We start from the raw sequence: 11,705 nt of genomic DNA, 5'->3' as shown, positions 1-11,705 counted from the left end.
TTCTTCATCGCCGAATTCCCGAGCCATCCTCGCGAACACGTACAGGGGAACCGTACCGATCGGCCACCGGGTCCTGCAACCGGTCGGGCGAGAGCCTAGGCTGACGGCCATGACGACCTTCTTCCTGGCACGGCACGGCGAGACGGTCTGGCACGCGGAACACCGCTACGCCGGAAATTCGGATGTCGCGCTGACGCGGCACGGCCTCGGACAGGCGGCCGCGCTCGGCGCGTGGGCCGTCGACGCCGAGCTCGACGCGATCGTGGCCTCGCCCCTCAGCCGGGCGAAACGCTCGGCTGCGCCCTCGGTCGAGACGACCGGACTGCCGCTCCGCATCGACGACCGACTCGTCGAGATCGACTTCGGCCAGGCCGAGGGGCTCACGCCCGACGAGCTGCAGGAACGGTTCCCCGACGAGTGGGCCGCGTTCCGCCTCGCGCCGGCGAGCAACACGTTCCCCGGCGGAGAGCGCGGAAAGGAGGGCATCGCCAGGGCCCTGCCGGTGTTCGACGAACTGGTCGAGGAGTTCCCGGAGGGGCGAGTGCTCATCGTCGCCCATGCGACCCTCATCCGCCTGCTCTTCTGCGAGCTCGCGGGCATGGATCCCGACGGCTACCGCGACCTGCTGCCCGTGCTCGGCAACTGCCACGTGACGACCATCGTCTACCCCTGGGCGACCGAGTCCGACGCCGCGCACCATCCGCGCATCCGCCTGCTCGGCTACGACGTGCCGCCCTGGCACGCGAAGATGTAGCCGCGCCGTCGTCGCCGCTCAGTCGTGAGCGCTCAGTCGTCGGCGCTCAGTCGTCGGCGAACCGCTCGTCGAGCCACGTGATCAGGTCGGCGCGCACCTCGTCGCGGTTCGTCTCGTTGAAGACCTCGTGCCGCGCCTCGGGGTACACCACGAGGGTGACGTCGGCCAGGCCCGAACGCCTCGCGTAGGCGTTCGCGAGCTTCACCGCGCTCGCCTCGCCCCCGAGCGGGTCGTCGTCGCCGACCATGATGAGCATCGGCAGTTCGGCGGGGAGGTGCTTCGCGGGGCGACCGAGCAGGCGCATCGCGTCGCGCGTGCCGAACAGCTTCCGCAGCGGCACGGCGGTCGTATAGGGGTCGGCCATGAACGCGGGCGGCACCTCGGGATCGCGGCTGAGCCATTCGACCGGGGTCGGCCCGAGATGCTTGTGGCGCGCGTTCAGGTCGCCGCCGTTCATGTCGAAGGGCGTGCGGTACGCGGTGCCGGTCAGCACGACGGCGTCGTAGTCGCGCGCGCGCCGGTTCACGATGATCTGCGCCATCAGCGAGCCCCACGAGTGCCCGAGCAGGATGAGCGGCAGGTCGCCCTCCGCCTCGCGGATCACCTCGGTGAACTGCTCGACGGCCGCGATCGTCGCGCGCAGGCCGCCGGGGCCCAGCCGTCCGAGGCGGTCGAGGTCTCCACCGTGCTGCTCGAACCCGGTCTGCCCGTGACCGCGGTGGTCGTCGGCCCACACCGAGTACCCGGCCCCGTTCAGCGCCTCGATGAGCTCGGCGTAGCGCCCGATGTGCTCGCCGACGCCGTGCGCGAGCTGCACCGCGGCCTTCGGTACGGGGACACGCCACGAGCGGTAGTGGATGTGGACCCCGTGCGCATCGGTGAACGTCGGCATGGCCACATCATCGCAGGCGCGGCATCCGCTCGCACGGTGCCGGCCCGCGATCGCGCTCAGGCGACCCGGGTGATCTCGACCGAGACGAAGAGCTCGGACGCCCCAGGGCCGGCGTACACGCCTCGCAGCGGAGGCACGTCGCCGTAGTCGCGACCGCGACCGACGAGCACGTGGCGATCCCCCACCTCGACGAGGTTGGTGGGGTCGTAGCCGCGCCACTCCCCCGCGAACCACTCGACCCAGGCGTGCGACTCGCCCACGACGGTCTGGCCGACGGATGCCTCGGGGTCCGGGTGCAGGTAGCCCGAGACGTACCGCGCGGGGATGCCGGCCGAGCGCAGGGCGCCGAGCGCGATGTGCGTGATGTCCTGGCAGACCCCCTTCCGCTCGGCCCAGGCCTCGGCCGCCGTCGAGTGCACGCCGGTCACCCCCGGCATGTACTGCATCGAACCGCCGACGGCTCGACAGATCTCGAGCGCCGTCTCGCCGACGCCGCCGCCCTCGGCTCGGATCTCCGCCGCGAGCTCGCGCAGCTCCGCGGGCGGCTCGGTGGCGGCCGAGAGCCCGCTCGCCTCGACGAGGGCGATGGTCGAGGATGCAGCGGTCGCGAGCTCCTCCCACGTGGGCTCGGTCCGCGGCAGCGGCCGCGGGTGCACCTCGACGAGGCTCGTCGCCATGACCGAGAGCTCCTGGTGCGGGGTGAGCACCTCGAACGTGGACACACGCGTGCCCCAGTAGTCGAGGTAGGAGTGCTGGCTCGCAGCGGGCCGGATGTCGAGGCCCGCCTGCATCACGAACTGGCGTCCGTCGGAGTGCGGCAGCATGCGCGCCTCGTTGTACGAGGCGGTCGCGGGTTCGGCGTAGCTGAAGCCGGTGCGGTGCACGATGCGAATGCGGCTCATGAGACCTCTCCGATCCACACGGGGACCACGCTCGTCGGGAAGTACCTCGCCCTGATCGCCTCGCTCGCCGACGAGGTGACCGCCTGGAGGTGCTCCATATTGCCGGTCAGGTCGACGAGGATCTCGGCGATCGGGCGGTACTCGAGCTCGGAGCGGATCTGCCCGAGCAGCCGTCGGGCCTGGTCGGTCACGCCGACGCGGCCGGCGCGCGGATCGATCTCGCGCAGCGACTCCTCGGCGCGGATGACGCTCGAGATGATCGATCGCGGGAAGAGCCGGTCGAGCAGCAGGAACTCCGCGGCGGACTCGCTGGACGGGACGCCGCGGTAGCTGCGGAGGTAGGCCTCGTACCCGCCGCAGCTGCGGAGGATCGTCGTCCAGCTGGGGCCGCTCGCCTCGGTCAGCGAGCGGGTCGCGAGGAGCCGTGCCGTCATGTCGGCCCGTTCGATCGACCGTCCGAGGGAGAAGAACTGCCACGCCTCGTCCCGGCTCGTGGCGGAGTCGACGACGCCGATCGCGAGCGCCGATCGGTCGCGCACCCAGCGGAAGAACTCGTGGGTCTTGTCGCTCGCGACCCGGCGCGGCATCCGCGCGTTGGTGTGGTTCAGCGCCTCCCACAGCTCGGTCGAGACGATCTCCCGCGCACGGCGCGCGTTCTCGCGGGCGGCCGCGACCGAGTGGGCGATCGAGGCCGGATGCTTCGGATCGACGGCGAGCAGGGCGATCACGTCGTCGCGGCCGAGCTGCTCCTCGGGGCGGGCCTCGCTGCCCATGACCGAGAGCAGCGCACGGCAGGCGGTGTCCTCGTCGATCCATGGGTCCTCGAGCAGCAGTTGCAGATGCACGTCGAGGATCCGGGCGGTGCCGTCGCTGCGTTCGATGTAGCGCCCGATCCAGAACAGGGACTCGGCGATGCGGCTCAGCATGCGGCACCTCCGCCGGTCGAGGAGCGCAGGGTCTCGACACCAGCCCCGCCGGTCGAGGAGCGCAGCGTCTCGACACCAGCCCCGCCGGTCGAGGAGCGCAGCGTCTCGAGACCACCACCGCCGGTCGAGGAGCGCAGCGTCTCGAGACCCGCCCCGGAGGTCTCGAGACGGCGCTGCGCGCCTCCTCGACCAGCGGGAGTCTCGAGACGGCGCTGCGCGCCTCCTCGACCAGCGGGGGTCTCGAGACGGCGCTGCGCGCCTCCTCGACCGCCGGTCTGCTGCTGCTGTTGCTGTTGCTGTCGCACCGGCGCCTCCTCGTCCTGCGGCGACGCGGTCACGGGCGAGGAACGGTGCGGTTCCGCGGCAACCGCCCGCGGGGCCTCCGGCTGCGCGTTCGGCGAGGCCTGATCCGACACGAGCGCGCCGACGTTGCGGGCCGGCGCCGTCGCCGGCACGCGCAGACCGCCGGTGTCGACGGTGCCCGCCGACGTCTCGAGCACCCACGTGTCCTTCGAGCCGCCGCCCTGGCTGGAGTTGACGACGAGCCGCCCCTCGGGCAGCGCGACCCGGGTCAGGCCGCCCGGCAGCACCCAGATCTCGTCGCCGTCGTTCACGGCGAACGGGCGCAGGTCCGCGTGGCGCGGGCGTAGGCCGTCCTCGACGAGCGTCGGGATCGTCGAGAGCTGCACGACGGGTTGCGCGATCCAGCCGCGCGGGTCGGCGAGCAGCCGCCCCCGGAGCTCGTCGAGCTCGGACCTCGAGGCATCCGGACCGATGACGAGGCCCTTGCCGCCCGATCCGTCGACCGGCTTGACCACGAGCTCGTCGAGTCGGTCGAGCACTTCGGCGAGCGCGTCGGGCTCCTCGAGCCGCCACGTGTCGACGTTCGGCAGGATCGGCTCCTCGCCGAGGTAGTAGCGGATGAGGTCGGGCACGTAGGTGTAGACGAGCTTGTCGTCGGCGACGCCGTTGCCGACCGCGTTCGCGATGGTCACGTGTCCGAGCCGCGCGGCGAGCATGAGTCCGGGCGCCCCCAGCACCGAGTCGGGTCGGAACTGCTGCGGGTCGAGGAACTCGTCGTCGACGCGGCGGTAGATCACGTCGACCCGGGTCGGGCCGGCGGTGGTGTGCATCCACACCCGGCCGCCCGAGCAGAACAGGTCGCGGCCCTCGACGAGCTCGACGCCCATGAGCCGGGCGAGCAGCGTGTGCTCGTAGTACGCCGAGTTGTGCACGCCGGGGGTGAGCACGACGATCGTGGGGTCCTCGATGCCCTCGGGCGCGCTCGCGCGCAGGGCTCGGAGGAGCTTGTTGGGGTAGTCGCCGACGGGGCGCACCCGCATCGACGTGAACAGCTCGGGCAGGGTCTGCGCCATCATCCGACGGTTCGAGATCACGTAGCTCACCCCGCTCGGCACGCGCACGTTGTCCTCGAGCACGCGCCAGTCGCCGCGCTCGTCGCGGATCAAGTCGATGCCGGCGACGTGGATGCGCACCCCGTTCGCCCCGACGATGCCGGCCGCCTGCCGGTGGAAGTGGGTGGAGGAGCTCACGAGGCCCGCCGGGATCACGCCGTCGCGCACGGCGAGCTGCGGTCCGTAGACGTCGGCGAGGAACCGCTCGAGCGCGCGAACGCGTTGCGCGACGCCGGCCTCGGCCCGAGCCCAGTCGGTCGCCGAGATGACCCGCGGCACCACGTCGAGCGGGAACGGGCGCTCCTCGCCGGCGAAGTCGAACGTGACGCCCTGGGCGAGGTAGGAGCTCGCCAGGGCGTCGGTGCGGCCGCGCAGTTCCTCCTGCGACAGGCGCGCCAGGGCCGGGTAGAGCTCGCGGTAGGGCTCGCGCACCTCGGTCTCGCCGTCGGGGAACATCTCGTCCCACGGCTGCCCGCTGCGCCGCTGCCGGCCGGCCCGCGCAGTGCCCGCCGTGGCATATCCGTCGAAGAGTGTCGCCATGACGAGAGAATTCCACCACCCCGTTTCGGGGCTGTTTCGGGCGTGCGTCGCGCCCGCGGCATCCGCTCGACGAACGAGGTCGAGACGACGGATGCCGCGCACCGGCGTGGGTGCGCGGCATCCGACCGGTTCCGGCCGGGCGCTCGTGCGCCGCCCGGCCGCGGGTTCAGCTCGTGCAGGGCTTCCCGTCGAGCGTGAACAGCCACGGCTGCGCGGGGGCGCCCGCGCCGATGAAGCCGAGGGTCGTCTTCTGACCCGGCTTCAGCTTGGCGTTCCAGGAGAGGCTGTCGACGCGCACCTCGGCGCCCGTCTGCTTCGCGCTGCCGCTCCAGAGGTTCTGGATGCGCTGGTCGCCGTCGAAGGTCCATCCGAGCTGCCAGGAATCGATCGGCGCGGTGCCGGTGTTCTCGACCCAGATCTGGGTGTTGAAGCCGCCGGGCCAGCTGCCGTGCACGGTCCAGGAGACCTTGCAGGTCTGGGCCGCGATCGGCGGGTTCGCGTTCGCGACGAGTTCCCGGGCCTGCTCGGGGAACCACGCACCGGCCGCGGGGTCCTGGATGCCGCGCTCGGGATCGAGCGGGCCGCCGGTGCCGCGGTAGCACTGGCCGTCGGACTCGCCGGGCACCTTGATCCAGAGGTAGGCGTCGACGAGCGCCTCGCCGGTCGTCGTCGAGGGGAGCTCCCCGATGCCGCGCTCGGGCGGGTTGCACCAGACCTCGGGGTCGGAGTACTTGTCCGCGGGGGCGGTCCACGGCCCCTGCCCGTTGCGGCTCGTGTCGATCACGAAGTGCGCCTGGGCCGACGGGTCGCGGGCGAGGCCGGTGTCGGCGAACGCCTGATCGTACGCGGCATCCGTCGCGGTCCAGGTGGAGAAGTCGTTCGGGTCGGCCGGGTAGTACTGGCTGCCGCACCAGGCCGCCTGCCACCACGAGTTCTGGTCGAGGTGGATGCAGTCCGAGATCCAGGTGCCGTACTTCTGGAGTCGCTCGGTCTCGACGTAGTTCGACGCGTTGAGGAAGAAGCCGTCGGCGCGGTCGACCCCGGCGCGGATGAGGCGCTGCGAGATGTCGCCGACCCCGAGCCAGCCGCTGTGCGTGCCGTCGAGGTAGACGGCGGTCTCGCCGGCGCCCTTGAGGGCGTCCACCGCGTAGTTGAGCTGGGCGTAGCGGTCGGATGCCGCGGTGGCGGGGTCGAGGTCGGCCGGCCGGCACCACTCCGCATTGCCGTTGCCGTCGGTGTTCCAGGGGATGATGCCGAGTCCGTCGGGTTCGAGAATGACGGCGGCGTGACGACCGTCGATGCCCGCGGCGAATCCGTCGATCCACGCCTCGTACGCCTCGGTGTCGGCCGCGCCGCCCGCGGAGTACTGCGAGCAGTCGCGGAACGGCAGGTTGTAGGCGACGAGCACGGGCACCGTGCCGGTCGCGGTCGCCGCGGTGACGATCGCGTCGACCGCGGCCTCGGCCTCGGCGGGCGTGCCCTTCGTGATCCAGTCGGCCGACGGGATCGACCCGAGCAGCTGCGCGTCGGCGCGCGCCTGGCCGCTGAGGCTCTGGGCCGCCTCGAGCGTGGTGCTGTACGGGTTCAGGTAGATGTCGGAACCGACGAGCGGATCGCCGTCGGCGGCGATCGCCGGGGCGCTCGCCGCCCCGATCATCGCGAGGGTTCCGATCGCCGCGAGCGCGGCGATGGTGCGGTGTCGCATGTTCACTCCAAGGGGTCTTCGTCGACCGTGCCGACGTCATCGTGGGCGGTGCGGAACTGCGGGGAGACGATTCGTGAGAGCGCTCTCACGATCGATTCGACCTTCAGCATGCCCCGATCGGCGAGCGGCCGTCAACCCCTTCCGGACAGATCGCATTTCATTAGCCTTGCTCATTAGCTATGCTGTTGGAATGCCTCGAACCGAGCCCACGGCGACCGCCGCCGCACCCGGCCGCCCCGCGGCATCCGCCCGGACCGCGGCATCCGCCCGGCGACCTCGCACCATCGCCGACCAGAGCACCGAACTGCGGCTCGCGATCATGCGGCTCTCTCGGCGCATCCGGCAGGAGCGGTCCGACGCCGAGCTCACGGCCTCGCAGTTCGCCGCCCTCGCCTGGCTCACCTCCGAGGGGCCGATGGGCCTCGGCCGGCTCGCCGAGTGCGAGGGCGTCAGCGCCCCCTCGATGAACCGCACCACGAACCAGCTCGTCGAGGCCGGCCTCGTGGTGCGCGCCGGCGCCCCCGAAGACGGCCGAAAGGTCCTCCTCGAATGCACCCCCGCCGGCACGGCGATCGTGCTCGAGACCCGCCGGCGCCGCGACGCGTGGCTGGCACGCCGTGTCGCGACGCTCAACGCCGACGAGCGCGCGACCCTCGCCGCGGCCACCGAACTCCTGAAACGGATCACCGCGTGAGCGCGATGTTCCGGTCCCTCTCGGGATTCAACTACCGCGTCTGGTTCATCGGCGCCCTCGTCTCGAACGTCGGCGGGTGGATGCAGTCGACCACTCAAGACTGGGTCGTGCTCACCGAGCTCACGCACAACAACGCGGCCGCGGTCGGCGCGACGATGGCGCTCCAGTTCGGCCCGCAGCTCGTGCTCGTGCCCATCACGGGCGCGGTGATCGACCGGTTCGACCGACGCAAGGTGCTCCTGGTCACCCAGTCGGTGCTCATGCTCCTCGCCGTCGGCCTGGGGCTCCTACTGCTCGGCGGGCACGCGCAGCTCTGGCACGTCTACGGATTCGCCCTCGCGCTCGGCATCACGAGCGCGTTCGACGCGCCCGCGCGCCAAACCTTCGTCTCCGACCTCGTCAGCGGCCCCAACGCCTCGAACGCGGTCGCGCTGAACGCGGCATCCTTCAACGCGGCACGCCTCATCGGCCCCGCCGTCGCCGGCGGGCTCATCGTGCTCGTCGGCTCCGGCTGGGTCTTCATGATCAACGCGCTCACGTTCGTCGCGATGCTCGTCGCCCTGCTCGTCATGCGCCGGCGCGAGCTCATCGTGCATCCGCGCGCGCCGCGCACGGGCAACGCGCTCGTGCAGGGCTTCCGCTACGTCGGCGGGCGTTCCGACCTCGTGGTGGTGCTCGTCATCGTGTTCCTCGTGGGCGCGTTCTGCATGAACTTCCCGATCTTCTCCTCGACCATGGCGGTCATGTTCGGCAAGGGGGCGGGCGAGTACGGCGTGCTCTCCTCGATCCTCGCGATCGGCTCGCTCACCGCCGCGCTGCTCGCGGCCCGACGCGCGCGGGCGCGGCTGCGGGTCGTGTTCCTCAGCGCCGGCGCGCTGGGCGCGGCCTCGCTCATCGCGGCGTTCATGCCCACGTACGAGACCTTCGCGGCGTCGACCATCCTCATCGGCTTCAGCACCGTCACCCTGCTCACGACCGCGAACGGATACGTGCAGACCACGACCGCCCCCGAGGTGCGCGGGCGCGTCATGGCCCTCTACGTCGCGATCCTCATGGGCGGCACGCTCATCGGCGCCCCGACGGTCGGCTGGGTGGCCGACGCCGCCGGGCCGCGTTGGGCCCTCGGCGTGGCATCCGTCGCCGCGTTCGCCGCCCTCGCCGTCGGCGTGGTCTGGCTCATGGTCGCCCGCGGGCTGCGCGTCGCGCACATGCCGCAGCGCCGCTGGAGGTTCGGCCTCGCGTGGGCGGCCTCCGCCGAGGCGATCGCCGACGGGGACCGCGTCGCCGCACCGGCCACCGGCTCGCTCGGCGCGATCACCGACCGCGACGAGCCCGACTACTCCGACGACGTGGACTTCTCCGACGAGGTCGCGATGACCTCACCCATCCGGCTGCCGAAGCTCGCCGGGCACGGCGGCGGTCACGGCGGGCGGCGAGCGGATGCCGCAGGGCGGGCGGATGCTTCGGGGCGAGCGGATGCCGCGGGGCCGGCGCGCGACGAGCCGGCCTCGCGCCCGCGCTGACCCGTCGCCGCTGTCGACGATGCGCCGGACGAGGCCACTCCGATGCACCCGGCTCAGCGACTCCAGCGCCTTCCGGCACCGCCCGGTCGATCAGACCGCGCGGGTCGACTCCCGCACGACGAGCCCTGGCTGGAAGACGACGTGCTCGTGCGCATACGCTCCCGGCGTCGCGGACGCGAGGTGGGCGGCCTCCCGGAGCAGCAGGTCGACCGCGGTGTAGCCGATCAGGGTCGCGGGCTGGCGGATCGAGGAGAGCGGCACGACCGCCGCCGAGGCGAAGTCGATGTCGTCGTAGCCGATGAGCGCGATCTCGTCGGGCACGGGCACGCCGCCCTGCATGGTGAGCGCCTGGAGCACGCCCATGGCGAGCAGGTCGTTCGCGGCGAACACCGCGTCGGGGCGCTCGGCCGCGGGGCGCTCGCGCAGCGTCTCGCCCGCGGCCCGGCCCTCGAGCACGGTGAGCGAGCCGGTCGGGACGACCTCGAGCGAGGCATCCGGAACCTCGGCCACCGCGCGCCGGGCCCCCTCGAGGCGGTCGACGACCTGCTGGAGGCTCGCGGGGCCGCCGACGAATGCGAGCCGGCGGCGGCCGGTCTCGAGCAGGTGGCGTGCGGCGAGCTCGCCGCCCACGACGTCGTCGACGGCGACCGACGAGAACGCGCGATCGGGCGACTCGCGGTCGACCAGCACGACGGGCGTGCCGCGCTCGCGGAGCCGCTCGAGCCGCGGCATGTCGTCGGCGAGGGGCGAGATGAGCACGCCGTGCACGCGCTGTTCCTCGAACAGGTCGAGGTAGGCGCCCTCGCGCGCGACGTTCTCGTCGCTGTTGCCGAGGAGCACCGTCATGTGCTCCTCGGCGGCGCGATCCTCGGCGCCGCGGGCGACGTCGGTGAAGAAGGGGTTGCGCACGTCGAGCACGACGAGGCCGATGCTGCGGCTGCGGCCCGCCCGCAGCTGCCGCGCCGCGTCGTTGCGCACGAACCCGAGACGCTCGATCGCGTCCTGCACGCGCTGCACGGTGGCGGGGGCGACGATCTCGGGTCGGTTGAGCACGTTCGAGACGGTGCCGACCGAGACGGATGCCGCGAGCGCGACGTCCTTCACACTCACGGCCATGCGGGGTCCTCTCGGTTCGCTCGGGGCCGTTCTGACGGCGCTCCGGCCATGATGTCAGGAATCCGCGTCACCGGCCGCGCGCGGCGCCGCCCGCCGCCGAGGCGGTGGACCTGCGCACGACGAGTTCGGGGAGGAAGACCGTCTGCCTCGGGATGAGCTCGGGGTCCGCGGTCTCCTCGAGGAGGATGCGCAGCGCCGTGCGTCCGATCATCCGACCGGGTTGCCGCATCGACGAGATCGGCACGGCGGCCGCCGCGGCGAAGGGGATGTCGTCGAAGCCGATGATCGCGATCTCGTCCGGCACGAGCATGCGCGCGTCGACCACGAGTGCCTGGAGCAGGCCGAGCGCGACCAGGTCGTTCGCGGCGAAGAGGGCATCGGGCCGGTCGCGCGCGGGTCGGGCGAGGATGCGCGCGCCCGCGACGACCCCGGCCTCGACGGTCGTCGCATCGGTCGCGATGACCTCGATCTCGACCGGGACGACGGCGTTCTCTGCGGCGACGCGGGCTCCGGCGAGCCGGTCGCGCACCTGCTGCATCTCGAACGGGCCGCCGACGAAGGCGATGCGCCGGCGCCCGGAGTCGATGAGGTGCTCGACGGCCATGCGACCGCCGGCGACGCTGTCGACCGACACCGAGCTGAACCGGCCGTCGCCGCTGAAGCGATCGACGAGGACGGCGGGGATGCCGCGGGCGCGCAGTCGCTCGAGGCGGGGATGGATGTCGCCGTAGGGCGAGATCAGGACCCCGCGCACCTGCTGCTCCTCGAAGAGGTCGAGGTACATGCGCTCGCGGGCGACGTCCTCGTCGGTGTTGCCGTAGAGGATCGCGAGGTTGTGGCTGCTGGCCTCGTCTTCGGCGCCGCGCACGACGTCGGTGAAGAACGGGTTCTGGCCGTCGAGGACGACGAACCCGACGGTGGTGCTCACGCCGGCGCGAAGCTTCCGGGCGGCATCGTTGCGCACGTAGCCCAGCTGCTCGATGGCTTGGTTGACCCGCTCGACCGAGTCCGGGGAGACGTCGCCCGGACGATTGAGCACGTTCGACACCGTGCCGACCGAGACGCCCGCATGCTGCGCGACGTCGCGGATGCGCACCCCTGCCATACGAGCTCCTTCGCCGGTTCGGATCGTGTTGCGACTTGACGCGCTTTGAAACGATCCATACAGTATCCCTGAATCGTACATGAATCGATTCAGGTACATTCATCGGATTTCAACCTCGACGAGGAGGCCATCG

Annotated in this window: 10 protein-coding genes; 3 read left to right on the top strand and 7 right to left on the bottom strand. The window is 71.9% G+C overall.

Features of this window, described 5'->3' with window-relative positions; genetic code table 11:
• The first annotated feature begins 109 nt into the window (after positions 1–109).
• Positions 110–754: a histidine phosphatase family protein gene (locus tag GQQ92_RS08075; RefSeq protein WP_156998695.1), complete on the top strand. Its 645-nt coding sequence runs from the start codon at positions 110–112 to the stop codon at positions 752–754.
• 46 nt (positions 755–800) lie between these two features.
• On the opposite strand, the gene GQQ92_RS08070 is transcribed toward GQQ92_RS08075, so the two are convergent.
• The 5 genes from GQQ92_RS08070 to GQQ92_RS08050 all read right to left on the bottom strand — a co-directional run bounded on the left by GQQ92_RS08070 (position 801) and on the right by GQQ92_RS08050 (position 7,134).
• Entirely contained in the window at positions 801–1,646 is an 846-nt protein-coding gene (locus GQQ92_RS08070; RefSeq protein WP_156998694.1) for an alpha/beta fold hydrolase, read from the bottom strand.
• 56 nt (positions 1,647–1,702) lie between these two features.
• Positions 1,703–2,548, bottom strand: coding sequence for a transglutaminase family protein (locus tag GQQ92_RS08065; protein WP_156998693.1), 846 nt, complete (start codon positions 2,546–2,548; stop codon positions 1,703–1,705).
• A complete protein-coding gene (locus tag GQQ92_RS08060; protein WP_156998692.1) occupies positions 2,545–3,474 on the bottom strand; it encodes an alpha-E domain-containing protein in 930 nt (309 codons plus the stop codon). The genes GQQ92_RS08065 and GQQ92_RS08060 overlap by 4 nt, the downstream gene beginning before the upstream one ends.
• Entirely contained in the window at positions 3,468–5,429 is a 1,962-nt protein-coding gene (locus GQQ92_RS08055; protein WP_232057567.1) for a circularly permuted type 2 ATP-grasp protein, read from the bottom strand. Before GQQ92_RS08055 ends, GQQ92_RS08060 begins: the two co-directional genes overlap by 7 nt.
• Positions 5,430–5,595: 166 nt before the next feature.
• Positions 5,596–7,134 (bottom strand): glycoside hydrolase family 6 protein, encoded by a 1,539-nt coding sequence (locus tag GQQ92_RS08050; protein ID WP_197738139.1) that lies wholly within the window; start codon positions 7,132–7,134, stop codon positions 5,596–5,598.
• Between the two features lie 190 nt (positions 7,135–7,324).
• Here GQQ92_RS08050 and GQQ92_RS08045 point away from each other — a divergent pair, with 190 nt between their 5' ends.
• Positions 7,325–7,828, top strand: coding sequence for a MarR family winged helix-turn-helix transcriptional regulator (locus GQQ92_RS08045; RefSeq protein WP_156998691.1), 504 nt, complete (start codon positions 7,325–7,327; stop codon positions 7,826–7,828).
• A gap of 5 nt (positions 7,829–7,833) precedes the next feature.
• Positions 7,834–9,351, top strand: a complete 1,518-nt coding sequence (locus GQQ92_RS08040; RefSeq protein WP_156998838.1) for an MFS transporter — start codon at positions 7,834–7,836, stop codon at positions 9,349–9,351.
• Between the two features lie 90 nt (positions 9,352–9,441).
• Here GQQ92_RS08040 and GQQ92_RS08035 read toward each other — a convergent pair whose 3' ends face one another.
• A complete protein-coding gene (locus GQQ92_RS08035; protein ID WP_156998690.1) occupies positions 9,442–10,467 on the bottom strand; it encodes a LacI family DNA-binding transcriptional regulator in 1,026 nt (341 codons plus the stop codon).
• A gap of 67 nt (positions 10,468–10,534) precedes the next feature.
• Positions 10,535–11,572 (bottom strand): LacI family DNA-binding transcriptional regulator, encoded by a 1,038-nt coding sequence (locus GQQ92_RS08030; RefSeq protein WP_156998689.1) that lies wholly within the window; start codon positions 11,570–11,572, stop codon positions 10,535–10,537.
• Positions 11,573–11,705: the final 133 nt, after the last annotated feature.

The sequence above is a fragment of the Agromyces terreus genome, from assembly GCF_009749465.1.
In the GTDB taxonomy this organism is placed as follows: Bacteria; Actinomycetota; Actinomycetes; order Actinomycetales; family Microbacteriaceae; genus Agromyces; species Agromyces terreus.
Note: the sequence above shows the minus strand (reverse complement) of the source record. Positions and strands in the feature narration are given on the sequence as shown.